The organism is Burkholderia sp. BCC0419, assembly GCF_902830285.1.
GTDB lineage: Bacteria > Pseudomonadota > Gammaproteobacteria > Burkholderiales > Burkholderiaceae > Burkholderia.
Genome location: NZ_CADESR010000011.1, coordinates 180,731 through 207,242, shown reverse-complemented (window position 1 = coordinate 207,242; position 26,512 = coordinate 180,731). Strand labels below are relative to the sequence as shown.

General features: G+C 65.4%; 23 protein-coding genes, 2 pseudogenes and 1 riboswitch. Of the genes and pseudogenes, 11 read left to right on the top strand and 14 right to left on the bottom strand.

Annotated features, from left to right (window positions below):
- Positions 1-515 precede the first annotated feature (515 nt).
- Together HWW87_RS32770 and HWW87_RS32765 are read right to left on the bottom strand one after the other, a co-directional pair.
- A complete protein-coding gene (locus HWW87_RS32770; protein ID WP_175823776.1) occupies positions 516-1,289 on the bottom strand; it encodes an aspartyl/asparaginyl beta-hydroxylase domain-containing protein in 774 nt (257 codons plus the stop codon).
- 56 nt (positions 1,290-1,345) lie between these two features.
- Complete coding sequence (locus HWW87_RS32765) at positions 1,346-2,248, bottom strand: DMT family transporter (protein WP_175823775.1); 903 nt, start codon at positions 2,246-2,248, stop codon at positions 1,346-1,348.
- 119 nt (positions 2,249-2,367) lie between these two features.
- Here HWW87_RS32765 and HWW87_RS32760 point away from each other — a divergent pair, with 119 nt between their 5' ends.
- Together HWW87_RS32760 and HWW87_RS32755 are read left to right on the top strand one after the other, a co-directional pair.
- A complete protein-coding gene (locus HWW87_RS32760; RefSeq protein WP_175823774.1) occupies positions 2,368-2,637 on the top strand; it encodes a hypothetical protein in 270 nt (89 codons plus the stop codon).
- Between the two features lie 620 nt (positions 2,638-3,257).
- Complete coding sequence (locus tag HWW87_RS32755; protein ID WP_175823773.1) at positions 3,258-3,608, top strand: LysR family transcriptional regulator; 351 nt, start codon at positions 3,258-3,260, stop codon at positions 3,606-3,608.
- 32 nt (positions 3,609-3,640) lie between these two features.
- Here the strand turns inward: HWW87_RS32755 and HWW87_RS32750 are convergent, their stop codons facing one another.
- The 3 genes from HWW87_RS32750 to HWW87_RS32740 form a co-directional block, all read right to left on the bottom strand.
- A complete protein-coding gene (locus HWW87_RS32750) occupies positions 3,641-3,919 on the bottom strand; it encodes a hypothetical protein (protein WP_175823772.1) in 279 nt (92 codons plus the stop codon).
- Positions 3,920-4,041: 122 nt separating this feature from the next.
- Positions 4,042-5,238 carry an aminodeoxychorismate synthase component I gene (gene pabB, locus HWW87_RS32745; protein ID WP_175823771.1) on the bottom strand — a complete coding sequence of 399 codons (1,197 nt, stop codon included), beginning with the start codon at positions 5,236-5,238 and terminating at the stop codon, positions 4,042-4,044.
- A 226-nt stretch (positions 5,239-5,464) separates the two neighbouring features.
- A riboswitch (ZMP/ZTP riboswitch) is annotated at positions 5,465-5,549 on the bottom strand.
- An 89-nt stretch (positions 5,550-5,638) separates the two neighbouring features.
- Positions 5,639-6,337 carry an MgtC/SapB family protein gene (locus HWW87_RS32740; RefSeq protein ID WP_175823770.1) on the bottom strand — a complete coding sequence of 233 codons (699 nt, stop codon included), beginning with the start codon at positions 6,335-6,337 and terminating at the stop codon, positions 5,639-5,641.
- A 114-nt stretch (positions 6,338-6,451) separates the two neighbouring features.
- On the opposite strand from HWW87_RS32740, the gene HWW87_RS32735 reads away from it, so the two are divergent.
- Positions 6,452-7,561, top strand: a complete 1,110-nt coding sequence (locus tag HWW87_RS32735; RefSeq protein ID WP_175823769.1) for an AGE family epimerase/isomerase — start codon at positions 6,452-6,454, stop codon at positions 7,559-7,561.
- Here HWW87_RS32735 and HWW87_RS32730 read toward each other — a convergent pair.
- Both HWW87_RS32730 and HWW87_RS32725 read right to left on the bottom strand, forming a co-directional pair.
- A complete protein-coding gene (locus HWW87_RS32730; protein ID WP_175823768.1) occupies positions 7,534-9,153 on the bottom strand; it encodes a methyl-accepting chemotaxis protein in 1,620 nt (539 codons plus the stop codon). The two genes, HWW87_RS32735 and HWW87_RS32730, sit on opposite strands and share 28 nt — an antisense overlap.
- 298 nt (positions 9,154-9,451) lie before the next feature.
- On the bottom strand, positions 9,452-10,504 hold the full coding sequence (locus tag HWW87_RS32725; protein ID WP_175823767.1) for an RNA-guided endonuclease TnpB family protein: 1,053 nt from the start codon (positions 10,502-10,504) through the stop codon (positions 9,452-9,454).
- Between the two features lie 89 nt (positions 10,505-10,593).
- Between HWW87_RS32725 and HWW87_RS32720 the strand changes: the two genes are divergently transcribed.
- Positions 10,594-11,037: a PaaI family thioesterase gene (locus HWW87_RS32720; RefSeq protein WP_174434468.1), complete on the top strand. Its 444-nt coding sequence runs from the start codon at positions 10,594-10,596 to the stop codon at positions 11,035-11,037.
- Positions 11,038-11,077: 40 nt separating this feature from the next.
- On the opposite strand, the pseudogene HWW87_RS32715 reads toward HWW87_RS32720, so the two are convergent.
- The 4 genes and pseudogenes from HWW87_RS32715 to HWW87_RS32700 all read right to left on the bottom strand — a co-directional run bounded on the left by HWW87_RS32715 (position 11,078) and on the right by HWW87_RS32700 (position 13,697).
- A pseudogene (locus HWW87_RS32715) lies at positions 11,078-11,355 on the bottom strand (type II toxin-antitoxin system RelE/ParE family toxin).
- On the bottom strand, positions 11,345-11,593 hold the full coding sequence (locus HWW87_RS32710; protein ID WP_175823766.1) for a type II toxin-antitoxin system Phd/YefM family antitoxin: 249 nt from the start codon (positions 11,591-11,593) through the stop codon (positions 11,345-11,347). Before HWW87_RS32710 ends, HWW87_RS32715 begins: the two are co-directional and overlap by 11 nt.
- 128 nt (positions 11,594-11,721) lie before the next feature.
- Positions 11,722-12,774 carry a CaiB/BaiF CoA-transferase family protein gene (locus HWW87_RS32705; RefSeq protein WP_175823765.1) on the bottom strand — a complete coding sequence of 351 codons (1,053 nt, stop codon included), beginning with the start codon at positions 12,772-12,774 and terminating at the stop codon, positions 11,722-11,724.
- A 162-nt stretch (positions 12,775-12,936) separates the two neighbouring features.
- Positions 12,937-13,697, bottom strand: a pseudogene (locus tag HWW87_RS32700) (helix-turn-helix domain-containing protein).
- Between the two features lie 134 nt (positions 13,698-13,831).
- On the opposite strand from HWW87_RS32700, the gene HWW87_RS32695 reads away from it, so the two are divergent.
- From HWW87_RS32695 to HWW87_RS32665, 7 genes are all read left to right on the top strand, one after another.
- The gene (locus HWW87_RS32695) at positions 13,832-14,614 is read left to right on the top strand and encodes a crotonase/enoyl-CoA hydratase family protein (RefSeq protein WP_175823764.1); all 783 of its coding nucleotides are present in this window, start codon (positions 13,832-13,834) and stop codon (positions 14,612-14,614) included.
- Between the two features lie 80 nt (positions 14,615-14,694).
- Positions 14,695-15,915, top strand: a complete 1,221-nt coding sequence (locus HWW87_RS32690) for a CoA transferase (RefSeq protein ID WP_175823763.1) — start codon at positions 14,695-14,697, stop codon at positions 15,913-15,915.
- A complete protein-coding gene (locus HWW87_RS32685) occupies positions 15,912-16,712 on the top strand; it encodes an enoyl-CoA hydratase-related protein (RefSeq protein WP_175823762.1) in 801 nt (266 codons plus the stop codon). Before HWW87_RS32690 ends, HWW87_RS32685 begins: the two co-directional genes overlap by 4 nt.
- A gap of 82 nt (positions 16,713-16,794) precedes the next feature.
- Entirely contained in the window at positions 16,795-17,847 is a 1,053-nt protein-coding gene (locus HWW87_RS32680; RefSeq protein ID WP_175823761.1) for a porin, read from the top strand.
- 10 nt (positions 17,848-17,857) lie between these two features.
- Positions 17,858-19,180 (top strand): MFS transporter, encoded by a 1,323-nt coding sequence (locus HWW87_RS32675; RefSeq protein ID WP_175823760.1) that lies wholly within the window; start codon positions 17,858-17,860, stop codon positions 19,178-19,180.
- 38 nt (positions 19,181-19,218) lie between these two features.
- The gene (locus HWW87_RS32670) at positions 19,219-20,373 is read left to right on the top strand and encodes an acyl-CoA dehydrogenase (RefSeq protein WP_175823759.1); all 1,155 of its coding nucleotides are present in this window, start codon (positions 19,219-19,221) and stop codon (positions 20,371-20,373) included.
- Positions 20,374-20,411: 38 nt separating this feature from the next.
- Positions 20,412-21,350, top strand: a complete 939-nt coding sequence (locus HWW87_RS32665; RefSeq protein ID WP_175823758.1) for an alpha/beta hydrolase — start codon at positions 20,412-20,414, stop codon at positions 21,348-21,350.
- A 58-nt stretch (positions 21,351-21,408) separates the two neighbouring features.
- Here the strand turns inward: HWW87_RS32665 and prpF are convergent, their stop codons facing one another.
- From prpF to prpC, 3 genes are all read right to left on the bottom strand, one after another.
- Positions 21,409-22,599 (bottom strand): 2-methylaconitate cis-trans isomerase PrpF, encoded by a 1,191-nt coding sequence (gene prpF / locus HWW87_RS32660; protein ID WP_175823757.1) that lies wholly within the window; start codon positions 22,597-22,599, stop codon positions 21,409-21,411.
- A 24-nt stretch (positions 22,600-22,623) separates the two neighbouring features.
- On the bottom strand, positions 22,624-25,218 hold the full coding sequence (acnD, locus tag HWW87_RS32655) for a Fe/S-dependent 2-methylisocitrate dehydratase AcnD (RefSeq protein ID WP_175823756.1): 2,595 nt from the start codon (positions 25,216-25,218) through the stop codon (positions 22,624-22,626).
- Positions 25,219-25,300: 82 nt separating this feature from the next.
- Entirely contained in the window at positions 25,301-26,473 is a 1,173-nt protein-coding gene (gene prpC / locus HWW87_RS32650) for a 2-methylcitrate synthase (RefSeq protein WP_175823755.1), read from the bottom strand.
- Positions 26,474-26,512 lie beyond the last annotated feature (39 nt).

Here is a 26,512-nt window from a genome sequence, read left to right as displayed (position 1 = left end):
TCTTTTTTCCCGCACGCGGCCAGGAAAACGGCGGCCGTCGCGACAGTGATTAAGCGGTATGGAACCCGTTCGACGCGCATGGAGCGACCTCTCACAATCAATGAATAACAACCAATCGGTTCTGGCTTTTCTTCAACAACACCAGTGCCTGCCGGTTCCATCCGGAACCCTGCATGCGAATTTCCCCCTGGCACATCCTTTCCGGAACGCATTGCTCACGCGACCCGCCAATTCTTTCGCGGAATCGGGCAATTCAGATACCTTCACTTATATCTTCAGCAATCCTGATGCAACATTCAGCGTTGGCTCAGTTGCCTGAATTACGCGCATTCGTCGGAGTCGACGCGTTTCGATATCGGCGCACGAAATTGATTATGGAACAACACGTAAAATCGGAATGTCTAGTTAAAAACCAGAGTGAACGACTCGTGAAAATAAGTGGCAATCCAAGGGGCGCTGCCGGATATGACATATCGGCCGACTTGTTGGGGCAGATATGTTTGTTGTACGATTTCTTATTTCCAGAATTCGTTGTTGTGCTTGTACCTTCCAACCTGTGGATTTTTTTCAACGATCGAAGCATTCCACAATTCCACCCCCATGTCAGGTTTTCCCGCAGTCAGCCATCCCATGGTTTCGGCATCCGTAGAGTATGTTTTGGGATATTCGTAAGACAGGCAATTTCGCAAGTGATCCTCAGGAACGTCATCGAACATCGATTTGAATAATTGGCCGCGAGGCTCCAGGTCGATGATCAAGTGAGTTCGATCTTCGGCGGAGAGATTGGTTACAGCATGAACACGCCAGGTATCTAGGATCCAGCAGTTTCCCGCACTCATATGGAAATCCGTACGATCCTCGGGTTTGAGTTCGTCGCTTGTTTCCCAGACGTGAAAGCGTACGTCTTCATTCGTATCGATCGGGATGTGAACCCTCACTTTGTTATACCAATTCGGATGGAGATCGCGATGCGGGTTGATGATGTCGCCAGCTTTCATCCGGGCAATGCGTACTCTTTGAGGCTGAATGCCGAATGAGTAAATGACGTCCCGCGTATGAGGCATCTTTGCCAGATTTTCCGTCGGCAAAAATGGCGGGGTCAATGCATTGTTGCGCGTTCCATCGGGATTGGACAATGTTCCGTTTGTGCTCAGCAAGGGAATGACGTCGTGACCAGTTTCATGGAAACCATGGCGTCCCCAGGGGTTGCCAAGTGCTTCAATTTCCTTTTTGATCGATAGCGTATCGATCGCGATGTCGAGCTTCTTGAATTTGTATGGAAGATGCATGATTTCTCGGTTTAGCAGGTTGAGGTAGACAGGGATTGAATTTGAAATTCGTCGTTCTAGCTGTTTCTCCTGTATGCAATTGCCGACAATGAAAAGATCATCAAGATAATTCCGAGCCACTGACTCGGGAAAAGCTTCTCTTGAAGAAATACGAAAGCGAGGATGCCCGACGCGGGGATCGCCAGTAGCGATAGCATGCTGACGATCCACGCGCGGCCGTACTGATACGCTGCCGTTTTTGCGAAATCGGAAATAGCTCCAAGGAAGCAGATCAACGACAGCAAAATCGTCTCGTGCAATGTATAGTGGGTAGCGAATATGGCCGTCCCGCCCAGAAGAAGCGAACCGACGAATTTCCCCAGCCCAAACCAGAAAACGACCGCATTGGTGCCGACCTTTCGGACGGTAAGTCGCACCGAGACAAAGGAGATGGCGACGAGTGCGCCGGCCGCGAGTCCGATCGCTATATCCCCGACATCGAGATCGTCAAATTTACTTACGCCATTTGCGCTGGTCGTGATGTAAATGGATGCGATTGCGAAGAGCGCATAGAGCAGGATTTCCTTGCGCACTCTCTCGTTCGTTACAACGGCTTCCAGGAATATGACGAATACGGGTGTAATTCCTGTAAGCGTCATGGCGATTGGCACCGGCAGCACCGAGATCGTATAGAAGACGCCGTATATTCCAAGGAAACCCGCAATCGCCCTAATAATCAGGAGCTGCAAGACATCCGATTTTATCGAGGTGGCAATTTGCACTCGCGCCGACCGCGTTATGGCCGAGCAAGCCAATGTTGCCAGCGAGCGAAAAAAAATGATCTGGCAAATCGTCAGTGTGAGACTGGTTGCCTTTACGGCGACCGCATTTGCCGAGAAGCAGGCGACGTGTAATGCGAGCCATAGAATCGCCAATAAAAATGGAGGGGCGCCGGAAATTAAATATGGCATTTCAATCATCCTTGTGGCTCGATTGAACGGTTGCGAATGAGCTGGCCGGCATGACGACTGGTTGCCCATCGCGTATTTGAGCGGGTTGTGGTTGCGCCAGACCGTTTTCGGGACGAGATGTCGACCGAATGCACGGCAGCCCCGCGATGTCAGGCAACTGCTGGTTGAAATACTTGACCAGCCGGCGCGTTGATTGCCTGTCGGCGTGTGCGCGCTATGGACGCGGGGTGATCGAGCAGGATCCGTCGGACAACGGCTCTCAAGTCGGTGACGAAGCGTTCGTCCTTGGGCGTCGCCGGAAGCTCGCCTTTCAGGAACGCCGTAGTTTTCACGAGATTGCTTCCATCAAAGATTTCATTCAACGAAGTTCACGAATAGTTTTAAAAAATCAGTCGTGAGCGGCCAGCTTTATGTTTCCCATCGAAATAATCGCGCATGACTGATGACTGCATGCCATCACGCGTTACAGTGCGAGCTGATATTTAGAGGCCGGGCTGGGCGAATATTTTATTCAGGCGCGGCCCGTCTATCTGGTTGGACACCTAGCCGTAATTGTTGACAGGTTGGCGCTCACTACATATCTGATGAATAGTGAGGCTTTTCTTTGGAAACCTCTCATCCTGGCTCCGCAAATATTTCAGGTAGACGCTTGCCCACTACCACACGCACGTCCGAAAGCCATCCTCGCGCAAACGGGACACGTTTGACTCGGTTGAATTCTCGCTCGAATCGTATAAACAGCGGGGCCTAGGAAAATCTCGATGCGTCGCTCGCAGTATCGAGCGGATCTGCGTATCCGCGCACATACGCCATGAATAACGTGTCACAAGATATTTGCCGAATCCGGAGGTCATCGAGAAAGAGCTGAATGATGTGCGTGAGCAATTGATGGTTCTACGAATACGTATCCGCCAAATAGGTCTCGTCTGTTGGCGATTGATGGAATTATGAGGTTCTATAAAATTTTTTGAAATATCAAGAATGCTATTTCAACCACAACAAATTCGGATGATCGACGATGATCTCGCTTGACGTAGATACCGTTCGCACCTTTCTATTGGTTATGGAATTTGGAAGCCTTACGAAAGCGGCGGATTATCTGCATATGACGCAAGGCGTGGTCAGCGTCAAAGTGAAGCGGCTGGAGGAACGGCTGGGATTCCGGTTGCTTGGTCGCAACCCGAGAAGCGTCAGGCTGTCGAAAGAGGGCTCGCCTTCATCGATGCAGCGAGAGAATTCATCGAGCCGCACGACCGTGCGTTATGCAGGCCGGCTTGTCCGCCCGATTTTCGCGGGCGTCACGCATCATCTCGTCGACTCGAAATTGCCGGCGCCATTGTCGACGTTCACACGTATGACCCGGCATTGACGACCGAAGCACAAGCGAGTGGTTCTCGACGGCTACCCGACGAACTTGACAATCGCGATCTCGATGCAGCGATTGTCCGGCGTGTCGAAAGGCGCAGCGGCGGTCATGTGATCACCAACGAGCAGCCAGGAATGGAAGTACACGCCGGGCACGCCGCTGCGCCGGGCATCGTTGTCGGCCACCTGCCGCATTCGCTCGATGGCCCTGCGTGGGCTCGACGAAGCCGGCATTCCTGGCGCGCTATGCATGATCGTTGCGCCGGACAGTGACGACATCCCGATCGCGAAATTTTTCGCGAGATTCTGCAGCATCTCGCACAGGCATGCGAACGCGGTGTCCGCCAGGCGGGTGAGCGATCCGGGACGAGAGAGGTTCGTCCAACGGGTTTTGGGGCGACTCGGGCAGCGGTCCTCGGGGCGCCCCGCACCTCACATCAATTCATCGATGACTCCAGTTCCTGGTGTTTTGCGAGAGCGCAATGATTGGCTTCACGCCACCCTTCGCTGCTCACGTTGCCTAATACCCTCGATTTCCATTGGCATTCGTTCCATTCGAGATCCGCTTTGGAGTCGAGTACCACGCCGCCACCGACTCCATATACGCCGGAACCGTTTTTCCCCAGCGCGAGTGTCCGAATCGCAACGTTTAGCGAGAAATCCCCATTGGGAGCCATCCAGCCGATACTGCCGCAATAGAGACCTCGGTCTTCCATCTCGAGTTGCCGGATGTGGCGCATTGCGGCAATCTTCGGCGCGCCGACCACGGAGCCGCATGGAAAAAGGGCTCGCAGTATCTCGAAGAAGGAAGCCGATCCGATATCCGCCGTGATCGTAGAGGTCAGGGTCCATATCGACGGATAGCGTTCGAGATCGAACAACTTCTCGACCTTGACGGAGCCGATGCGGGCGATTCTTCCCATATCGCTACGCAACAGATCGACGATCATCGCGTTTTCGGCTCGGTCTTTTATGCTGGCCTGTAGCGCGCGAGCGGAAATCAGATCCTCTTCCGGATGCCGATGCCGAGGAGCCGTGCCTTTCATCGGCCGGCTGGTCAGGATGCTTCCTGAGCGCGATAAAAACAGCTCAGGCGAGAAAGACAGCACTAGCGATTCGCCGTCATCGATATAGGCCGCATGCGATACCGGGTGAAGATTTATTATTTCCCGGTATATGGATTCAGGACTCCCTTCGATTTCGACGTCTATTGGAAAGGTAAGATTTATCTGGTAAACGTCACCATTTTCAAGCAAGCGCTTGATAGCTGATACTTTTTTCCTGTATTCGTTGAAGCTGATTCTCGGCGAAGCGCTGACAATGCGGCCGGATCGCGGGTGAAGTGGGGGTTCCCATGCAGCTTCATGCACGGCACGCTCAAAGACGAGTGCAGTCATGCGAGGGGCGCCGCTATTCTTCGAGGGGGCGTGTTTTTCCATGAGTGCCGGCTCGAGCCATTCGCCCAGGGAGTAGCTCAGCTTGAGGGCAATCCAATACCCTTCTTTCCGTGCATGCTCGATATCGGCCATTGCCGACGGCAGTTCGTCAGCCGCCTTGACCTCAATTTTTCTGATCAATCCATGCAGGGCAAGCGCCTTCTTTTGGATTGCGTTTTCAAATCGGCAGATGGTCATTGGACGTCTCCCGCGACAGGTGCGTCGGCCTCTGGAAGGTGCGTTCGGGTCAAGATAATCAATCTGACCAGCTCAGATTGGGGCATGACGGAAATTCTGGCGGCGGCACTGGATATCCAATGCCGGCCAATCCACCGGGAAGTTGGGCAAATCGTCGGCCAACGTTTCGGAAGGGCAAGGGGCGGCGAGGGGAGTCGGCATATTCCTGGGCGTCAAGATCTAAATTGGAAACGGCCCAGGCGCGCGGCAAACGGTCTATGTCACGCTTCCCGATAGTTTTCTATCTCGTGGCGCCAGTCACGCGACGGGATGATTCTCTCATATCCGTACCGGATCCAGTCATTCGCGCGGGGCCGCATTCAATGGACGAATTGAGCCGCACGCCCCCACCCGATTCCCGCTATTCGTCGCCCGCCAGCCCGTTGCCGCCGTCGAAACGCGTGACGCCCGGCAGCGCGCGCAGCTTGTCGCAGATCGCCTTGTATTCGAGTTCCGACACCCGCGCCAGCGCAATGCGCACCTCGTCCCGCTCGCCCGTGTCGTCGGCACGCTGCACGATGAACTGCTTCACGCGTGCACTGTCGGGGCCGAGCGCCGCGTGCAGCGAATCGAACGTCAGCGTGCCGCTCGCCACCGTCAGTGCAAGCTGGCGCCGCTGGCGCACCGTGAAATAGCGCCGCTCCAGCGGCTTGATGCCGGCCAGGATGATCAGGATGATGATCGTCGCCGAAATCGACGCGACATAGAGCCCGCCGCCCACCGCGAGGCCGATCGCGGCGACCGACCACAGGCTCGCGGCCGTCGTCAGCCCGCGCACGATCTCGCCGCGCAGCAGGATCGAGCCCGCACCGAGGAAGCCGATGCCCGACACGACCTGCGCGGCGATCCGCGACGGATCGAGCACGACGTGGTCGCTGGTGCCGAGCACGTCGGCGAAACCGAACGCCGACACGATCATGATCAGCGTCGAGCCGACGCACACCAGCATGTGCGTGCGCAGGCCGGCCGCCCACGACAGGCGCTCGCGCTCGAAGCCGATGACGCTGCCGAGCGCCGCCGCGAGAACGAGCCGCATCACGAGTTCCAGGTTGCTGAGCATCCGATTTCTCTCCTTTTTTGGTGTCGGCCGCGCGGAATGTTTTATCCTTGGCCCCGGCCGCGCCGATTCTCCGGGCCGCGCCGACACGTTTCGATCCAAGCGCTCAACCCCGCCATGTCCGTTTCCGACTCCGCTTCCGCCCAGGCCGCCCAGTTGCGCCACCATTTCGTGCACGTCGTCTTGCCGATCTGGCGGGGTTCAGGGTTCGACCCAGCATTGCAACTGCCGTTCGAGGCCGTCGATCCGGCCACCCACGCGCCGCTGCCCGCGACCCGTTATCGCGCAATGGCGTGCGCCAGGCAACTGTTCGTGTTCGCGCAGGCCGGCGACACCGCGCATGCGGCCACGCTGTTCGAGGCGCTGTGCCGGCACTTTCGCGACCCGCGCCACGGCGGCTGGATCTACAGCGTCGACGCGCAGGGCGCGCCGCTCGATACGACCAAGGATCTCTATACGCACGCGTTCATCGTGTTCGCGTGCGCCGCATGGCATGCGGCGTCGGGCGACGCCGCCGCGCGCACGGTGGCAGAAGAAACCGCCGCGCTGATCCAGGACCGCTTCGCGCCGCGCCACGGCGACGCGTTGCTCGATGCCGCGCGCCACGCCGATTTCTCGTCATCCGGCAGCGGGGCGCTGCAGAATCCGCTGATGCACCTGACCGAAGCCTGGCTCGCGGCCGCCGATGCGTTCGGCGACCCGGCGTTCGACGATGCGCTCGCGCGCACCGCGCAGGCCGTCGAGCGCACCTTCGTCGATGCGGCGACCGGCTGCGTGGCCGAGCTGCCGCTCGGCTCGGCCGACAACCGTTTCGAGCCCGGCCATCAGTTCGAGTGGTTCTATCTGGTCGATGCGGCCGGCGCTCGGCTCGCGCAGACCGGGCTTCCCGCCGCGCTGTCGCGCGCGTTCGCGTTCGCCGAGCAATACGGCGTCGATCCGCAGACGGGCGGCGTGTGCGCGGCGCTCGACGCACAAGGCGCGTGCATCGACGGCACGCAGCGGATCTGGGCGCAGACCGAATACCTGCGCGCGCTCGCGACGCACGGCGGCACGCCGGCCTCGGCGCCGCTCGCGCGCCAGATCGAGCGGTTCGCCGCGCGCTTCCTGCATCCGCGCGGCTGGTTCGAGTGCAAGACGGCCGACGGGCAGGTATCGCGCGCCGACATGCCGTCGACGACGCCCTACCATCTCGCGACCGCCTACGCGGCGCTGCCGGCCGGCTCGTAATCCGTCGCGGCGAACGACGGCGCCGCGCGCCCGCTGGATGCGGCGCGTCCATCGCCCAGTTCGAACACCGACACCGCCTGCATCAGGTGCGCGGTCTGGTCGTTCAGCGACGCGGCGGCCGCCGCGACTTCCTCAACCAGCGCTGCGTTCTGCTGCGTGAGCTGATCCATCTGCGTGACGGCCTGGTTCACCTGCTCGATCCCGACGCTCTGCTCGACCGACGCCGCCGTGATCTCCGACATCGTCTGCACGACCCGCGTGATCGACGCCGACACCGTGCGCATCGCGTCGCCGGCGCGCTCGACGAGCTCCGCGCCGCCGTTGATCTGCGCGACCGAATCCTCGATCAGCGCCTTGATCTCCTTCGCCGATTGCGCGCTGCGCTGCGCGAGCGAGCGCACTTCGCCCGCGACCACCGCGAAGCCGCGCCCCTGTTCGCCGGCCCGCGCAGCCTCGACAGCCGCGTTCAGCGCGAGAATGTTGGTCTGGAACGCGATGCCGTCGATCACCGAGATGATTTCCGCGATCCGCCCCGAGCTCTGCGCGATGCCGCGCATCCGGTCGATCACGCTGTCGACCACGCCGCCGCCGTGGCTCGTCGCTTCGAGCGCCGCGTCGGCCAGCGCACTCGCCGCGCGGGCGCTGTCGGTGTTCTGCCGGACGGTCGCGGTCAATTCCTCCATGCTCGCGGCGGTTTCCTCGAGCGACGCCGCCTGCGTGCCCGTGCGCGCCGACAGGTCGGCGTTGCCGCCCGCGATCTCGCCCGCGCCGAGATGGATCGCGTCGGACGCCTGGCGCACCGTACGCACGGTGCCCGCGATGCTCGTCTGCATCGCGGCGAGGCTGCGCAGCATCCGGTCGATCTCGAACACGCCGCCCGCCTGCACCGCTTCGTCGAGGCGGCCCTGCGCGATCCGCTCGAAATGGCGGCCGGCCTGCTCCAGCGGCGCGACGACCGCGCGCCGCGCGGCCGCGTAGATCGCGGCGCTCGCCGCGAGCATCGCCACGAGCAGCACGATGCCGACCGACTTGAACCACAGCATGCCGCCGTCGATGGTGTCGAGCGCCGCGCGGCTCGAGGTGCCGCCATAGTCGGTGAAGCGATGCAGCTCGGCGATGTACGCATCCTGGAAGCCCTGGGTCGGCTGGTCGAGGAACGCCTGGATGTTGTCGGCGTCGAGGAACTGCACGAGCTCGCCCAGCGCGCCGCGCAGCGCGCGATAGCGCTCGGTGAGCGCCGCGACGCGCGCGCGGTTGGTGTCGTCGACCGGCTGCGCGGCCGTCAGCACGGCGAACGCCTTGTCCGCTTCCGCGAGCGACGCGCCCGCGTGGCGGATGATGTCTTCGGGCTTCGGGCCGCCGCGCACCATCCGCGTGCCGGCACGCGACAGGTTGATGCGCGCGTCGAGCAGTTGCTCGGTCGCCCGGCTGGCCGCGTCGACCTGCGCGATCGCGACGTTCGACAGATCGTCGACGCCGCTGCGCGTCGACGCGAGCGTCCAGAAGCCGAGCGCTTCGATCGCAAACAGGAAGAGACAGAACACGGTCAACACGCCGAGCAGACCCGACGCGAGCTTGATTTTTCCGAACATGGGGGATTCCTGGAGAGCGGACGATGAGGCAATGCCCCGGCATTAGCGGCATTTCTTCGTCGGACTTTAGGCGGAATGGCCGGCCACGCAGGTCAATCGCGCGCTTCGCTCGCGCATTCGCGTCGAATCGCCCGCAAACGCGGAGATCTTGCGTATTCGACGCAATAATCGCGTCGCATCGCGCCGGGATTTGCACGAAACGCGGACGAATTTCCTTGCTTATCCGGAGCCCCCTTCCTAGAGTTCAGCGCAAGCGGGCACTCATTTCGAAGGAAGTTCGTTGACGTCCCCCCTCTCCCTAAAGGGAGAGGATTCCCACACCTGGCGATGCACGTCCGCATCGGAGAATGTTCAACGCAGCGTTGGTATCTCGATCATGCTCGGCACCACAGTCACTGCAGGCCCACTCTCTTATTCTCAGTCCCGCGATACCTTTCGGCCGCGTCGTGCTGTCTTTCGATCCACACGACGAACAGGACTGGGTGGAACCCCTTTCGTCGACTTCCTCGAACGTGGCCCCGTGCGCGATCGCTTTGTAGCGGAGCTTGTTTCGGAAGGACGACCAGGATGCGTCGTAGACGCTCTTCGCCATCCTGGTTCTGGCAAGTCTTGCGGCCGACACGTTGCCGACTGCGATGTAGTCGAATCGCCGCACCAGGTCGAGCGCGAGCTTGTGCTGGAAATCGGCACGGGCATTCGCAACCTTGGCGTGCAGCTTCGCGATATGCCGCTTGTGCTTTCGCGCCCGTTGCGCTTTCGCGAGCTTTTCCGCCGCGCATCGACCGAACCGGTCGTTAGGCAGTTTCTCGCCGGTCGAAAGTGTGGCGAAGTCTTTCAAGCCGAGATCGATGCCGACACCGGAACGGACCGGGCGGGCCTGCACATCCGGCATATCGATCACGATGTTGAGAAACCAGTTGCCGCGTGCATCCTGCGCAAAGTTGGTTCCGTCCTTGATCTTGCCTTCGGGAAGCGGTCGACTGTTGAACACGCGAAAGGTGTTGCCGGCGAAACGGAACGCGTCACCCTCGCGCTTCAGGTCTCGGCCCTTCAGCGGCACCCAGCCGAGCGATTTCCTGCCCCGATAACGCAGGTACGGGCGACGGTGCTGACTGCGCGACTTCGCGTATTGCTCGCACGTCGCGTTGACTGTGCCGGAGTGAATACCGAGTTCCTTGCTGCTGCCGGTCGTCAGCACGTTCAGGTCGAATCCTGTAGGCCACTTCTTGCCCCACTTGAGCGCGTGCTTCTGCGTGTCGTTGCAGAAGTTCCAGACGTAGTTCACCGCGCGGCTCTGCTTGTTGAGCAGTCCGTTGAGCGATTTCACCCGGTAGCGATAGACAAGGATCATGCCGGCCATTTTAACGGTGGAATGCCGCTGTCAAACAGCGGCGCTCCTTTCCTCCCCGTCCTGAAGGACGGGGTTTCTCGGAGCAACTGATGACCGACATCACGGACCACGCGCGCGGCGCATTGCGCGCGCAGCCGTTCAGCATGCTGCTGGGCACGGAGCTGATGCATATCGGCGACAACGAAGTGTCGCTGTGCCTGCCCGTGCGCGAGGAACTGCGGCAGCAGCACGGGTTCGTGCACGGCGGCGTCATCAGCTATCTCGCGGACAACGCGCTGACGTTCGCCGGCGCGCTCGTGCTCGGCCCGCGCGTGATCACCGCCGAATACAAGATCAACTACCTGCGGCCGGCCGTGAACGGCACGCTCGTCGCCCGCGCGAAGCTCGTCTACGCGGGCCGGCACCAGGCGACCTGCCAGTGCCACGTGTTCGTCATCGACGGCGACCACGAGCGGCTCGTCGCGATCGCGCAAGGCACGATCAACCGCGTCGGCGACGGCAAGGTGCCGGATGCGCGGGAGGAAACGGCGTGAGTTGCCGGGTCCAGACATCGATGCCGCGACGCATGTCGCGCTAGCGTTTCATCGCAGCCAGATAAACCGCATCACGCTCGCGGCGGCCCACCGCGATCACCAGCACGATGACTTCCGCGTCGCGCACTTCGTAGACGAGGCGATAGCCGACACCACGCAACTTGATCTTGTAGCGATCCGGGTGGCCATGCAATTTGGCTGACGGACGCGAGGATGCTCGAGGCGCTCGGGCTGGCTCGCTTTGAACTGATCGCGCACGGTGCGATCAAGCTTCCTCCCCTTCAATGCAGGTTCGAGAAAGGCGAGTTCAAAGGTCATTCAGCTTGACCTTGACGACCTTCTCCCTGGCGCGCGAATCGGCCAACGCATTGTCTTCGATGTCTTCCAGGCGTTCGACCATCGCCTCCCACGTCTTCGCGGGAATGCAGTAGAACGCGGGTTCGTTGTGGTTCAGGATCGCGACCGGGAAACCCTCGCCCGCAGCAACGGTTCCCATCGGATTCCGCTTCAGCTCCGAGATGCTAGCCGTCACGCTTGCCAGAATGGTGTGAGGCATACCCGCTCCTTCTCCGATCGAGCGTCGATTGTACTTAATTTGATACCAAATTTAGCACCACAATTGGCACTCTGATGCGCTCGACACTCGGCCGTCGACGAACGGAAGCAACCTCCTGAAAGACAGCCCTAATCGGCTTCATCCCCCGCCAACGGCAAAAACCGCGGCGCCACCCGCGCCCGCACGTTCCCGTTCTCATCCGTCCGATAGATCCCGCGCGCCGCGTTGTGCGGATGCACGGCCGCGTCGGCCACGCTCAGCAGCGGCGCGAAACACGCGTCGGTGCCTTCGAGCAGCGCGCGCCAGTGCGCGGACGGCTGCTGCGCGAACACCTCCGCGAAACGCGCCTTCAGCGCGGGCCAGCGCGCGCGGTCGTACTGCGACGCGGGATCGACGTCGGTCAGCCCGAGCCGTTCGACCAGCAGCGCGTAGAACGGCGGCTCGAGCGCGCCGATCGTCACGCATTCGCCGTCCGCGCAGCGATACACGTCGTAGAACGGCGCGTCGTGGAACAGGCTCGGCTGCGCGCCGTCGAGCTGCCCGTTCGCGCGGGCCCACAGCGCGAGCGACCCGAGCATCGACACGATGTCGACGATCGCGCCGTCGACCACGCGCCCCGGCCCGCCGCCACGCACGTCGAGCAACGCGCAGACGATCCCGAACGCGAGCCCGAGCGCGCCGCCCGCATCGCCGACGACGGTCGGCGGCACGCCCGGCCGGCCGTCGCGTGGCGCGGACAACGACAGCAGCCCGGTCAGCGCGACGTAGTTCAGGTCGTGCCCGGCCGCGGCCGCGAGCGGGCCGTGCTGGCCCCAGCCCGTCATGCGCCCGTAGACGAGTTTTGGATTGCGGCGCGCGCAAGCGTCGGGCCCGAGGCCGAGCCGCTCCATCACGCCGGGCCGCAAGCCCTCGATCAACGCGTCGGCCTGCGCGATCAGATCGAGCGCGGCGTCACGTCCGGCCGGCGCCTTCAGGTCGAGTTCGACGATCGTCTTGCCTTCGCGCAGCAGGTCGTCGTCGCGGGCCCGCAGCGCATCCGGCGCGCTGGTGCGGCCGGACGGACGTGCGATCAGCGTGATGCGCGCGCCCATGCCGGCGAGCATCCAGCCCGCGAGCGGGCCGGGGCCGAGACCTTCGAATTCGACGATGTGGATGCCGGCAAGCGGCGCGTTCAATGGCATGGCGACCTCGCTGAAATGCAGTCGGGACAGGAGCGGCGAAACGTCCCGATTCTATGCGAATGCCTGCGCGCGCCGGCTTCGCGCGGTCAGGGCCCGTTCACGCTAATAACGGGCTTGCGCCGGCCCCCGGAATGAATCTCTCCGCACAAGGGGGAACCTGCGCTAACGGCCCACGTCGCCCGCGCGCTCGGCCAGCGCCGCCCGCATCGCGCGCACGATCGCGTCCCGATGCGGGTCGATCCGCTCGACGGGCCCGGCCACGCCCATCGCCAGCGGCAGCCCGTTCCGTCCGCGATCACCATCGAGATCATCGCGGCGCCCTGCGTGACGGTATGCGCCGAATAGGAATAGCCGAGCCGGCGGGTCTGTTCGACCTTGTCGAGCACGACGTCCTCGTCGATCGTCCTGCCCGACTTCCCGATCCGGCGGATGCTGCGCGACACGAGCCGGCGGATCGTGCTGTCCGGCTGGATGCTCAGCAGCGCCCAGCCGAGACCCGACATGCAGATCTCGCGACGCGTGCCGATCGGCGCATAGAACTGCACCGGAATCGAGTGCGAGCCTTCGACCGCATCGATGTACTGCACGTACAGGTCGCTCTGCACCGCGATCACGACCGCCTCGTGCGTGCGCCCCGCCAGCCGCTTCGCGACGGCATGCCAGTGCCGCCGGCTGCCGGCCGCCGAATCGACCAGTGCTTCGCCGAGATTGACGAGCCGCGCGGTGGGCGCATACGCATGCGTTGCGTCGTCGTACGCGAGGTAGCCGAGCGTCTTCATGCTGGTCAGCAGCGCCGCCGCGCTCGACCCCGGATACCCGCAGCGCGTGGCGATCTCGCGCACGCTCAGCGGCCGCTGCAAGGTGCTGAAGAGTTCCAGCACCTCGAACACGCGCGCCGCGCTCTTGACCACGTTTCCGCTCATCCCGCCCTCCCCGCAGCGACCGGCACGGGCCTTCCACGTATGTGGAACGGAATTTCCCGCTGCCGACCGTCGTGACGATACTAGGCTTCGGCCCGCGGCGTGAAGCCCCGCGGCATAGAACATACGGAGACACCATGGCAGCCTTTTTGATCCGTGAACGGCAGGGCGCGATCCTGACCGTCACGATGAACCGTCCCGACACCCGCAACGCCATTTCGGACACCGATGCGATCGACGCACTGACCGAATGCTGCGACGAAGCGAACCGCGACGAATCGATCCGCGTGCTGGTCCTGACCGGCGCCGGCACGACGTTCTCGTCGGGCGGCAACGTGAAGGCGATGCGCGCGTTCATGGAATCGGGCCCGCACGACCCGGCCGCGATCCGGACCAGCTATCGCCGCGGCATCCAGCGGCTCGCGCACGCGTTCCAGCACCTCGAAGTGCCGGCCATCGCGGCGGTCAACGGCCCGGCCATCGGTGCCGGCACCGATCTCGCGTGCATGTGCGACATCCGCATCGCCGCCGACCGCGCACGCTTCGCGGAAAGCTTCATCACGCTCGGCCTCGTACCGGGCGACGGCGGCGCGTGGTTCCTGCCGCGAATCGTCGGCGCCGCGGTCGCCGCGGAAATGTCGTTCACCGGCGATGCGCTGGACGCGCAGGCCGCGCTGCGCTGCGGACTCGTGTCGCGCGTCGTGCCCGATGGCGACCTCCTCGCGCAGGCGCACGAACTGGCCGGCCGCATCGCCCGCCACTCGGGCACCGCGCTGCGCCTGACCAAGCGGCTGCTGCGCGAAGGCCGCCACGCGAGCCTCGACACGCTGCTCGACCTGTCGGCGTCGTACCAGGCGTTCGCGCACGCCAGCCCCGAACATCGCGCGGCAGTGAACGCGCTGTTCGCCGCGCGCGGCTGAACCCGCGACGCATCGCGGCCGTGCAGCCGGCGCATGCCGGCCCGACGGCCCGTCGAATCCATATCGAAGGAGACATCGTCATGACCAGCAGCAACGAAGGCGCACTCGCAGGCGTGCGCGTGGTGGACCTGAGCCGCGTCTATGCGGGGCCGTTCTGCGCGCAGACGCTCGCCGACCACGGCGCGGACGTCATCAAGATCGAACCGCCGCAAGGCGACGAAACGCGCGACTGGGGGCCCGCGATGCCGAACGGCCTCTCCAGCTATTACTGGGGGCTCAACCGCAACAAGCGCAATCTCGCGCTCGACCTGTCGCATCCCGACGGACGCGACGTGCTGTTCCGCGTGCTCGAAACGGCCGACGTGCTGATCGACAACTTCAAGCAGGGCACGCTCGAACGCTGGGGCCTCGGCTACGAAGACAGCCTGCGCGAGCGCTTCCCGCGCCTCGTCCACTGTTCTATCTCCGGATACGGCACCGACGGCCCGCTCGCGCGGTTTCCGGGCTACGACGCCGTCGCGCAGGGCCTCGCCGGTTTCATGTCGATCAACGGCGAGCCCGGCGGCATGCCGCTCAAGGTGCCGTTTCCGGTCGTCGATTACGCGGCCGGCCTGAGCGCCGTCTCCAGCATCGTGATCGCGCTGGTCGAGCGGACGCGCTCCGGCCTCGGGCAACACGTCGACATCGACCTGTTCAGCACCGCGCTGTCGATGCTGCATCCGGTCAGCACGAGCTGGATGGCGACCGGCAACGTGCCCGTCGCGACCGGCAACGTGTACGGCGCGATCGCGCCGTACGGCGTCTACCCGTGCAAGGACAAGCCGGTCGCGACCGGCGCCGGCAACAACCGCACGTTCGCGCGGCTCGTCGAGGCACTCGGTGTGCCCGAGCTGGCGCGCGATCCGCGCTTCGCGACCAATGCGCAGCGCGTCGCGCATCGCGATGCGCTCGACACGCTGCTCGGCCAGTTGACCGCCGAACTGCATGCCGACGACGTCGTCGAGCGGCTGCTGCGCGCCGGCGTCGCGACGGGGCCGGTGAACACCGTGGCCGATGCGTTCGGCCATCCGCAGGCGGCGCGCAACGCGATGTTCGTCGATACCGATACGTACACCGGCGCGGGCATCCCCGCCAAGCTGTCCCGTACGCCGGGATCGATACGCCGTCCGCCTCAACCGTTCGCCGCCGACACCGACGCCGTGCTCGACGCGTTCGGGATCGATGCGGCCCGCCGCGACGCGTTACGGCAGGCGGGCGTGCTGCACGACACGCGGGCGGACGCCGCCGGGAGCGCGTCATGACCACCCCACGCTCGTTTTCCTCGCTGACGGACGACGATGCCCCGTCGATCCTGCGCAACGACGCCGACGGCATCGCGTGGCTGACGATCCATCGCCCACGCGTCGCCAATGCCCTGTCCACCGAAGCGATCCGCCGCCTGTGCGACGAACTCGTCACGCTCGACGACAACCCGTCGATTCGCGTCATCGTGATCCGCGGCGCGGGCGAACGCGCGTTCAGCGCGGGCGTCGATCTCGGCGACCCCGAGATACGCGGGATGCAGCCGATGCGCGGGCTCGCGCGCAACGTGCACGAACTGATCCTGGAGCTGCGCAAGCCGACCATCGCGGCCATCAACGGCTACGCCATCGGCGGCGGCTGCGAAATCGCCCTCGCGTGCGATCTGCGAATCGCCGCCGATCACGCGACCTTCGCGCTGCCCGAAGCGCGGGTCGGCATGGGCGCGAACTTCGCAAGCGTGCTGCTGCCGCGCATGTTGCCGCGCGCGATCGCGATGGAGCTGCTGTTCACGGGCCGCCGCTTCGACGCGAACGAAGCGCAGCGCGCCGGCCTGCTGAACCGCGTCGTGCCCGGCGCCGCGCTCGACGACACCGTGCGCGAACTGGCGCTGACGATCGCCGCGAACGCGCCGCTCACGATCCGCCGCATCAAGGAAACCGCGACGCACAGCCAGGGGCTGCCGGTGGCCGCCGCGCTGCGGCTGGACGTCGGCCCCGACGTCTACGCGAGCGAGGACCGGATCGAGGGCGCCCGCGCGTTTCTCGAGAAGCGCAAGCCGGTGTTCAAGGGACGCTGAGCCCGGCGCAGCACCGCGACACCCCACGCGCACCGCTCCCAGAACGCGGGCGCGCCAAGAAAACATGGACGGAGACACCTTCATGCAACGGAAAGCATTCCTGGTCGGCGCGTGCGTGCTGTGCGCCACGTCGGCGCACGCGTCGTCGGTCACGCTGTACGGGATCGTCGACAGCTACGTCGAATTCGATCGCGTCGGCAGCCTGTCGAGCATGCGGCAAAGCGGCGGCGGCTCGTCGACGAGCCGCTTCGGACTGACGGGCGTCGAGGATCTCGGCGGCGGCACGTCGACGAAATTCGTGCTGGAAAGCGGCTTCTCGCCGGCCGACGGATCGTTCCAGGGCGGCACGCTGTTCTACCGGCAGGCGTACGTGTCGCTGCAGAACACGCGCTACGGCGACCTGCGGCTCGGCCGGCAATACACGCCCGCGTTCTACGTCGTGTACGACGGCGATCCGTTCGGACTCAACGAACGGATGTCGCCGCTCGCGCTGCTCGCGACGTCGACGGACACGATCACGAGCAACACGACCCCGCCGATTCCACGCTTCAACCAGGCGGCGTCGTATCTGAGCCCCGACTGGAACGGCCTGCGCGTGATGGCCACGTACGGCTTTCCGACGCCGAACGCGCTATCGACGCAGGCCGGACGCAACTACGGCGCCGGGCTGCAGTACCGGATCGGCGGGCTCTACGTCGGCGCCGGCTTCCAGGGCGACACGTCGGCCGGCAACCTGGCGCCCGTCGTCTGCCCGTCGACGACCCGCCACTACGTGTTCGCAGCCAACTACGCGTTCGCGCGCGTCAAGCTGTACGCCGCGTTCCTGTACGGCGTCGGCACGGCTGCGCGCCTGCCCGCGTTCTCGACCGCGAGCGTCGGCGCGTCGATCAACGTCGGTGCGCTCGATCGCGTGCTCGTGTCGGTCGTGCGCCGCGACGTGAAGGGCTCGGCGAACGACGCGACCGCGCTCGGCGTCGGCTACGACCATCCGCTGTCGAAGCGGACGTCGCTCTACGCACGCTATCTCTACATGAAGAACGGCGGCGACGCCCGCAACACCGTCGTCGTCGGCCTGCAACCGCATCCGGGCGGCACCGAGCAGGTGTTCGCGCTCGGCATCGCTCACCGTTTCTGACGGAGCGCCCATGACCCCGACCCTTTCGACCCACCCGGCCGCCGTCGACGATGGCGCGACGCAGGTGCTCTACCGCCGGATCTCGCGCCGGCTGCTGCCGTTCCTGATCCTCTGCTACACGCTGTCGTTCATCGACCGGATCAACATCGGCTTCGCGCACGCGCAGATGGCCGCCGAACTGCACTTTTCCGACGCCGTCTACGGGCTCGGTGCGGGCATCTTCTTCATCGGCTACATGGCGTTCGAGATTCCGAGCAACGCTTGGCTCGCGCGGATCGGCGCGCGCCGGACGATCGCCCGGATCATGGTGCTGTGGGGTCTCGGCTCGGCCGCGACGATGTTCGTCACGACGCCCGCGCAGTTCTACGCGTGCCGCTTCCTGCTGGGCGTGTTCGAGGCCGGCTTCTTCCCCGGGATCCTGTTCTATCTCGGCGCGTGGTATCCGCCGCGGCAGCGCGCCAAGGCGTTCGCGCTGTTCATGACCGCGCTGTACCTCGCGGGGCTGATCGCCGGCCCCGTGTCGGGCGCGATCCTGACGTACTTCGACGGCGTGGCCGGCCTGAGCGGCTGGCAATGGCTGTTCGTCGTGGAAGGGCTGCCGAGCAGCGCGCTCGGCCTCGTCGCGCTGCGCTTTCTCGACGACCGGCCGGACGACGCACGCTGGTTGTCGGACGCCGACAAGGCCGCGCTGCACGCCGCGCACGCGCAGGCCGAAGCCGGTACGCCGGCGGCGAACCCGGCGCGACCGTTGCTCGCACATCGCGATTTCTGGCTGCTGTGCGCGGCCAATTTCGCGATCGCGGCCGCCGGCTACGCGCTCGTGTTCTGGATGCCCGTGATCCTGCATCGCGGCGGCCTGCATGGCGCGATGCAGATCGGGCTGCTGTCCTCGCTGCCGTACCTGTGCGGCATCGTCGGCATGCTCGCGATGGGCTGGCGCACCGAGCGCCGGCGCGAATGGCGCAAGCACGGCGCAGTCGCGATGCTCGCGTGCGCGGCGGCCCTCGCCGGGCTCGCGAGCAGCGCCGGCACGTCGCACCTGATGATCGCGCTGTGCATCGCGGTCGCCACGCACGCCGCGGCGCTGCCCGCGTTCTGGGTGCTGCCGGGGCTCGCGCTGCCGAAGCGCTCGATGGCGGTCGCGATCGCGGCGATCACGATGACCGGCGCGATCGGCGGGTTCGCGAGCCCGTTCCTGATGGGCGTGCTCAACACGGCCACCGGGTCGATGCACGGCGGGCTCTATTTCAATGCCGCGCTGCTGGCGGCCGGCGCGCTCGCGTTGCTCGGCACGTTGCGCGCCCGCGCGGCGGCGCACACGAACGCCGGCTGACGGCACGACTTCTTCCTCTCCTGTACGAATCCACCCTCATGAATTTCGAACTCGAACTCGAACACCGGATGATCCGGGACCTCGTCGCACGTTTCGTGAAGGACGAACTGATTCCGCTCGAAGCGGCGGTGATGGCGCGCGAGGCCGACGGCCAGCGCTTCGGGCTGCTCGCCGACGAACGTGCGCGACTCGACGAGCGCTCCCGGCAGCTCGGCCTGTGGGGACTCGATGCGCCGCTCGACGCGGGCGGCTCGGATCTGCCGGCCGTCGCGATGGTCGGCGTGAACGAGGCGATCGGCACGACCGTCACCCCGTATATCCTGCCGCCCGACTCGCCGAACCTGCGGATGCTGTGCGACGCGGCCGACGATGCGCAACGCGCGCGCTATCTCGACCCGTACGCACGTGGCACCACGCGTGCGGCGATGGCGATTTCCGAGCCCGGCGCCGGCTCCGATCCGGGCGCGCTGTCGACGACCGCCGTGCGCGACGCGGACGGCTGGGTGCTGAACGGCCGGAAGATCTGGATCAGCCACGCGGCCGAAGCCGACTGGACGATCGTGATGGCGCTGACCGATCGAAGCAAGGGCAAGCGCGGCGGCATGTCGGCGTTCATCGTCGACCGCGACACGCCGGGCTTCGTCATCGAACGCCGGATTCCGATGATCGGCGGGCTGTCGACCTACGAAATCGTGCTGGAAGACTGCCGCATTCCCGCCGCGCAACTGCTGGGCCGGGAAGGCGCCGGCTTCGCGCCGATGCAGGCCCGGCTCGCGAACCGGCGGCTGGAGATGGCCGCGTGGTGCATCGGCCGCGCCGAGCGCGCGGTCGCGCTGCTGTGCGACCATGCGAAACAGCGCACGACCTTCGGCGTGCCGCTCGCGGAGCGCCAGGCGGTCCAGTGGTGGGTCGCCGACGCGCTCACGCAGATCCATGCGTGCCGCCTGATGACCTACGAAGCGGCTACGCGCGTGGATGCCGGGCAGGATGCACGCACGCAGATCTCGATGGTCAAGGTGTTCGCGACCGAAATGGCGTCGACCGTCATCGATCATGCGATGCAGACACTCGGCGCGATGGGCATGACGAAGGAAATGCCGTTGCAGCAGATGGCCAGCGAGGCGCGGCTGATGCGCATCTTCGAAGGCCCGACCGAGGTGCACCGCTGGGTCGTCGCGCGTAGCGTGCTCTGACCGCGGCGCGCCGCCCACTTCCACGATGGAGCCCTGCGTTGAACACCCTGCATCTCGTCGATCCTGAAATCCGCCCGCTGCTCGAGACCTGGCCGACCGTCACGCTCGACGCCGACAACCTCGCGCAGTCGCGCCAGCGCGTGCTGCCGCTGCCGCCGCCCGACCCGGCCGGCAGCACGCTCGAACGCCGCACGGTGCCCGGCCCCGCCGGCGCGCCGGACGTCCCGGTCCTCGTTTATTGGCCCGACGGCCACGCGCGCCCGCTCCCGGCGATCGTCCACATGCACGGCGGCGGCTACGTGCGCGGTGCGGCGAAGGATCTCGAAGCGGTGCACCGGTCGCTCGTGACGCAGCTCGGCTGCGCGCTGATCTCGGTCGACTACCGCCTTGCGCCGGAAACCGTGTTTCCCGGCGCGATCGAGGACTGCTACGCGGCGCTCGGCTGGGTGTTCCGTCACGCCGATACGCTCGGCATCGACACCGCGCGGATCGGCGTGGCGGGCGAAAGCGCGGGCGGCGGGCTCGCCGCCGCGCTGGCGCTGTTGGCCCGCGACCGCGGCGAATTCCCGCTCGCGTTCCAGCACCTGATCTATCCGATGCTCGACGATCGCACCTGCACGCGCACGCCGCATCCGCATGCCGGCGAATTCATCTGGCATGCGGCCAACAACCGGTTCGGCTGGACCTCGCTGCTCGGTCATGCGCCGGGCATCGACGGCGTGTCGCCGTACGCGGCGGCCGCGCGCGCCACGCGGCTCGACGGCCTGCCGCCGACGTTCCTGTCGGTCGGCTCGCTCGACCTGTTTCTCGACGAAAATCTCGACTATGCGCAGCGCCTGCTCCGCGCGGGCGTGCCGACCGAGCTGCACGTGCTGCCCGGCGGCGTACACGGCTTCGACATCGTGCCCGGCGCGCGGGTCTCGGAAGCGGCGCGCCGCCTGAGCCACGACGCGCTGCGCCGCTTCCTGCACGGCTGACGAAAACGACGCGGGCGGCCGAAGCCGCCCGCATCTGCGCCGATACCGACGGCAACGATCAGAACGCGTCGCCCGGCACCCGCACCCAGCCTTCCATCAGCACGCGCGCGCTGCGGCTCATGATCGCCTTCGTGACGGTCCACTCGCCGTTCTCGCGTTGCGCTTCCGCGCCGACGCGCAGCGTGCCCGACGGATGCCCGAAGCGCACCGCGTTGCGTTCGCCGCCGCCCGCTGCAAGGTTGACGAGCGTGCCGGGGATCGCCGCGGCCGTGCCGATCGCGACCGCCGCCGTGCCCATCATCGCGTGATGCAGCTTGCCCATCGACATCGCGCGCACCAGCAGGTCGACGTCGCCCGCGTTCACGCGCTTGCCGCTCGACGCGACATAGTCGGCCGGCTTCGCGACGAACGCGATCTTCGGAGTGTGCTGCCGCGTCGCGATTTCGTCGAGCGTGTCGATCAGGCCCATCCGCAGCGCGCCGTGCGCGCGAATCGTCTCGAACTTCTCGAGCGCCTTCGCATCACCGTTGATCGCATCCTGCAGCTCGGTGCCCGTATAGCCGATCGCCTCGGCCTCGACGAAGATCGTCGGAATCCCCGCGTTGATCATCGTCGCCTTCAGCGTGCCGATGCCCGGCACGGCCAGATCGTCGACGAGGTTGCCGGTCGGGAACATCGAGCCGCCCGCGCCTTCTTCGTCGGCGGCCGGGTCCATGAATTCGAGCTGCACTTCGGCGGCCGGGAACGTGACGCCGTCCAGCTCGAAGTCGCCCGTCTCCTGCACCGCGCCGTTCACGATCGGCACGTGCGCAATGATCGTCTTGCCGATGTTCGCCTGCCAGATCCGTACGGTCGCGACGCCGTCGCGCGGCACGCGCGCCGGATCGACCAGCCCGCCGCTGATCGCGAACGGGCCGACCGCCGCCGACAGGTTGCCGCAGTTGCCGGTCCAGTCGACGAACGCGCGGTCGATCGCGACCTGACCGAACAGGTAGTCGACGTCGTGGCCCGGCCGCGTGCTCTTCGACACGATCACCGTCTTGCTGGTGGACGACGTCGCGCCGCCCATCCCGTCGATCTGCTTGCCGTACGGATCGGGGCTGCCGATCACGCGCAGCAGCAGCGCGTCGCGCGCGGCGCCCGGCGCCTGCGCGGCATCCGGCAGATCCTGCAGCCGGAAGAACACGCCCTTGCTGGTGCCGCCGCGAAGGTAGGTCGCGGGAATCCTGATTTGAGGAATGTGAGCCATGTCTGTGTTCCCAATGTGCGCCGGTCAGGCTGCCTGCGACGATTCGAGGAAGTCCTGCGCGAAACGCTGCAGCACGCCGCCCGCTTCGTAGATCGACACTTCCTCGGCCGTATCGAGCCGGCACGTCATCGGCACCTCGACACGCTCGCCGTTCCGGCGGTGAATCACGAGCGTCAGGTCGGCGCGCGGCGTGCGCTCGCCGATCACGTCGAAGGTCTCGGTGCCGTCGATGCCGAGCGTCGTCCGGTTGGTGCCCGGCTTGAACTCGAGCGGCAGCACGCCCATCCCGATCAGGTTCGTGCGGTGGATCCGCTCGAAGCCTTCGGCGGCGATCGCCTCGACGCCCGCGAGCCGCACGCCCTTCGCGGCCCAGTCGCGCGACGAGCCCTGGCCGTAGTCGGCGCCGGCCACGACGATCAGCGGCTGCTTGCGATTCATGTACGTCTCGATCGCTTCCCACATCCGCATGACCTTGCCCTCCGGCTCGACGCGCGCGAGCGAGCCCTTCTTCACCGCGCCGTCGACGACCGCCATCTCGTTGATCAGCGTCGGGTTCGCGAAGGTCGCGCGCTGCGCGGTCAGGTGGTCGCCCCGGTGCGTCGCGTACGAGTTGAAGTCTTCTTCCGGCAGGCCCATCTTCGCGAGGTACTCGCCGGCCGCGCTGTCCAGCAGGATCGCGTTCGACGGCGACAGGTGGTCGGTCGTGATGTTGTCGCCGAGCACCGCGAGCGGGCGCATGCCCGTCAACGTGCGTTCGCCGGCAAGCGCCCCTTCCCAGTACGGCGGACGGCGGATGTACGTGCTCTGCGCGCGCCAGTCGTACAGCGGTGCGGCGCGTTCGCCGGCGTCGGCGCTGCGCGCGAACATCGGCTCGTAGACCTTGCGGAACTGCTCGGGCTTCACGCTCGATGCGACGATCGCGTCGATCTCCTCGTCGGTCGGCCAGATGTCCTTCAGCGTGACGGGCTGGCCGTCCGCGTCATGGCCGAGCACGTCCTTTTCGATGTCGAAGCGGATCGTGCCGGCGATCGCATACGCGACGACGAGCGGCGGCGACGCGAGGAACGCCTGCTTCGCATACGGGTGAATGCGGCCGTCGAAGTTGCGGTTGCCGGACAGCACGGCCGTCGCGTACAGGTCGCGATCGACGATCTCCTGCTGGATCTTCGGGTCGAGCGCGCCCGACATCCCGTTGCAGGTCGTGCACGCGAACGCGACGATGCCGAAGCCGAGCTTTTCCAGCTCGGGCAGCAGGTTCGCTTCTTCCAGATACAGCTCGACCGCCTTCGAGCCCGGCGCGAGCGAGCTCTTCACCCACGGCTTGCGCGTGAGGCCCTTCGCGTTCGCGTTGCGTGCGAGCAAGGCAGCTGCGATCACGTTGCGCGGGTTGCTGGTGTTCGTGCAGCTCGTGATCGCGGCGATGATCACCGCGCCGTCGGGCATCTCGCCCGGCTTCTCTTCCCACTGGCCGGCGATCCCGCGCGCGGCGAGATCGGACGTCGGCAGCCGCTTGTGCGGATTCGACGGGCCGGCCATGTTGCGCACGACGCTCGACAGGTCGAACGTCAGCGTGCGCTCGTACTGCGCATCGTTCAGCGTATCGGCCCACAGGCCGGCCGCCTTCGCGTAGGTCTCGACCAGCTTCACCTGCTCGTCGCTGCGGCCGGTGAGGCGCAGGTAGTCGATCGTCTGGCCGTCGATGAAGAACATCGCGGCCGTCGCGCCGTATTCGGGCGCCATGTTCGAGATCGTCGCGCGATCGCCGAGCGTGAGGCTCGCCGCGCCAACGCCCCGGAACTCCAGGTACGCGCCGACCACCTTTTCCTTGCGCAGGAACTCGGTCAGCGCGAGCACGACGTCGGTCGCGGTGATGCCGGGCTGGCGCTTGCCGGTCAGCTCGACGCCGACGATGTCGGGCAGGCGCATCCACGACGCGCGGCCGAGCATCACGTTCTCGGCTTCGAGCCCGCCGACGCCGATCGCGATCACGCCGAGCGCGTCGACGTGCGGCGTGTGGCTGTCGGTGCCGACACAGGTGTCCGGGTATGCGACGCCGTCCTGCGCCTGGATCACCGGCGACATCTTCTCGAGATTGATCTGGTGCATGATGCCGTTGCCCGGCGGGATCACGTCGACGTTCTCGAACGCCTTCTTCGTCCACTCGATGAAGTGGAAGCGATCCTCGTTGCGGCGATCCTCGATCGCGCGGTTCTTCGCGAACGCGTCCGGGTCGAAGCCGCCGCATTCGACCGCGAGCGAGTGGTCGACGATCAGCTGCACCGGCACGACCGGGTTCACCTTCGCCGGGTCGCCGCCGCCGTCCGCGATCGCGTCGCGCAGGCCGGCGAGATCGACGAGTGCCGTCTGCCCGAGGATGTCGTGGCACACCACGCGCGCCGGGAACCACGGGAAATCGCGTTCGCGCTTGCGCTCGATGATCTGCTTCAGCGACTCGGCGAGGATCGCCGGATCGCAGCGGCGCACGAGGTTTTCGGCGAGCACGCGCGACGTGTACGGCAGCGTGTCGTACGCGCCGGGCGCGATCGCTTCGACCGCGGCACGCGCGTCGAAATAGTCCAGCGACGTGCCGGGCAGGGGTTTGCGGTTGGCGGTATTCATGATGTGGGGCGGGAATTCGGGGTATGACGTGCCGCGCGCGCCGGCCGCCCGCATCACGGGGGCCGGTGCGCGCGGCGGGCGATCAACGCTTCTCGATCGGCACGAACTGCAGGTCTTCCGGGCCCGTGTAGTTCGCGCTCGGGCGGATGATCTTGTTGTCGATGCGTTGCTCGATGATGTGCGCGCTCCAGCCCGACGTGCGCGAGATCACGAACAGCGGCGTGAACATCGCGGTCGGCACGCCCATCATGTGATACGACACCGCGCTGAACCAGTCGAGGTTCGGGAACATCTTCTTCGCGTCCCACATCACCGATTCGAGGCGCTCGGCGATGTTGTACAGCTTCGTGTCGCCCGCTTCCTTCGACAGCTTGTGCGCGACGCCCTTGATCACCTTGTTGCGCGGATCGGAGATCGTGTAGACCGGATGGCCGAAGCCGATCACGACTTCCTTGTTCTCGACGCGGCGGCGGATGTCGGCTTCGGCGTCGTCCGGCGAGCTGTAGCGGCTCTGGATCTCGTACGCGACTTCGTTCGCGCCGCCGTGCTTCGGCCCGCGCAGCGCGCCGATCGCGCCGGTGATCGCCGAGTAGATGTCCGAGCCCGTGCCCGCGATCACGCGGCCCGTGAACGTCGATGCGTTGAATTCGTGCTCCGCGTACAGGATCAGCGACGTGTGCATCGCCTCCACCCACGACTTCGACGGCGTCTTGCCATGCAGCAGGTGCAGGAAGTGGCCGCCGATCGAGTCGTCGTCGGTTTCCGTCTCGATGCGCTTGCCGTTGTGCGAGAAGTGATACCAGTACAGCAGCATCGAGCCGAGCGACGCCATCAGGCGGTCGGCGATGTCGCGCGCGCCCGGCAGGTTGTGGTCGTCCTTCTCCGGCAGCACGGTGCCGAGCACCGACACGCCCGTGCGCATCACGTCCATCGGATGCGCGGACGCCGGGATCTGCTCGAGCGCGGCCTTCAGCGCGCTCGGCAGGCCGCGCAGCGCGCGCAGCTTGGTCTTGTACGCGGCCAGCTCGGTCATGGTCGGCAGCCTTTCGTGCACGAGCAGGTGCGCGATCTCCTCGAACTCGCACGATTCGGCGACGTCGAGAATGTCGTAACCGCGGTAATGCAGGTCGTTGCCGGTCTTGCCGACCGTGCACAGCGCCGTGTTGCCGGCCGTCACGCCCGACAGCGCCACCGACTTCTTCGGCTTGAATGCGCCTGCGGCGGCCGGTGCTGCTGCGTCTTTCGTCTCGCTCATGTTTTCCTTCTCCAAGGTGTATCGGGGGTGCGGGCCGCG

Excerpts from the sequence above, each read along its gene's own strand:
- HWW87_RS32765 (WP_175823775.1), bottom strand. The coding sequence starts at position 2,248 with ATGATTGAAATGCCATATTTAATTTCCGGCGCCCCTCCATTTTTATTG.
- HWW87_RS32705 (WP_175823765.1), bottom strand. The coding sequence starts at position 12,774 with ATGCCATTGAACGCGCCGCTTGCCGGCATCCACATCGTCGAATTCGAA.
- acnD (WP_175823756.1), bottom strand. The coding sequence starts at position 25,218 with ATGAATACCGCCAACCGCAAACCCCTGCCCGGCACGTCGCTGGACTAT.
- pabB (WP_175823771.1), bottom strand. The coding sequence starts at position 5,238 with ATGACCATCTGCCGATTTGAAAACGCAATCCAAAAGAAGGCGCTTGCC.
- HWW87_RS32695 (WP_175823764.1), top strand. The coding sequence starts at position 13,832 with ATGGCAGCCTTTTTGATCCGTGAACGGCAGGGCGCGATCCTGACCGTC.
- HWW87_RS32755 (WP_175823773.1), top strand. The coding sequence starts at position 3,258 with ATGATCTCGCTTGACGTAGATACCGTTCGCACCTTTCTATTGGTTATG.
- prpC (WP_175823755.1), bottom strand. The coding sequence starts at position 26,473 with ATGAGCGAGACGAAAGACGCAGCAGCACCGGCCGCCGCAGGCGCATTC.
- HWW87_RS32740 (WP_175823770.1), bottom strand. The coding sequence starts at position 6,337 with ATGCTCAGCAACCTGGAACTCGTGATGCGGCTCGTTCTCGCGGCGGCG.
- HWW87_RS32710 (WP_175823766.1), bottom strand. The coding sequence starts at position 11,593 with ATGCCTCACACCATTCTGGCAAGCGTGACGGCTAGCATCTCGGAGCTG.
- HWW87_RS32685 (WP_175823762.1), top strand. The coding sequence starts at position 15,912 with ATGACCACCCCACGCTCGTTTTCCTCGCTGACGGACGACGATGCCCCG.
- HWW87_RS32750 (WP_175823772.1), bottom strand. The coding sequence starts at position 3,919 with ATGCTGCAGAATCTCGCGAAAAATTTCGCGATCGGGATGTCGTCACTG.
- HWW87_RS32690 (WP_175823763.1), top strand. The coding sequence starts at position 14,695 with ATGACCAGCAGCAACGAAGGCGCACTCGCAGGCGTGCGCGTGGTGGAC.
- prpF (WP_175823757.1), bottom strand. The coding sequence starts at position 22,599 with ATGGCTCACATTCCTCAAATCAGGATTCCCGCGACCTACCTTCGCGGC.
- HWW87_RS32735 (WP_175823769.1), top strand. The coding sequence starts at position 6,452 with ATGTCCGTTTCCGACTCCGCTTCCGCCCAGGCCGCCCAGTTGCGCCAC.
- HWW87_RS32770 (WP_175823776.1), bottom strand. The coding sequence starts at position 1,289 with ATGCATCTTCCATACAAATTCAAGAAGCTCGACATCGCGATCGATACG.
- HWW87_RS32725 (WP_175823767.1), bottom strand. The coding sequence starts at position 10,504 with ATGATCCTTGTCTATCGCTACCGGGTGAAATCGCTCAACGGACTGCTC.
- HWW87_RS32670 (WP_175823759.1), top strand. The coding sequence starts at position 19,219 with ATGAATTTCGAACTCGAACTCGAACACCGGATGATCCGGGACCTCGTC.
- HWW87_RS32760 (WP_175823774.1), top strand. The coding sequence starts at position 2,368 with ATGCACGGCAGCCCCGCGATGTCAGGCAACTGCTGGTTGAAATACTTG.
- HWW87_RS32730 (WP_175823768.1), bottom strand. The coding sequence starts at position 9,153 with ATGTTCGGAAAAATCAAGCTCGCGTCGGGTCTGCTCGGCGTGTTGACC.
- HWW87_RS32675 (WP_175823760.1), top strand. The coding sequence starts at position 17,858 with ATGACCCCGACCCTTTCGACCCACCCGGCCGCCGTCGACGATGGCGCG.
- HWW87_RS32680 (WP_175823761.1), top strand. The coding sequence starts at position 16,795 with ATGCAACGGAAAGCATTCCTGGTCGGCGCGTGCGTGCTGTGCGCCACG.
- HWW87_RS32720 (WP_174434468.1), top strand. The coding sequence starts at position 10,594 with ATGACCGACATCACGGACCACGCGCGCGGCGCATTGCGCGCGCAGCCG.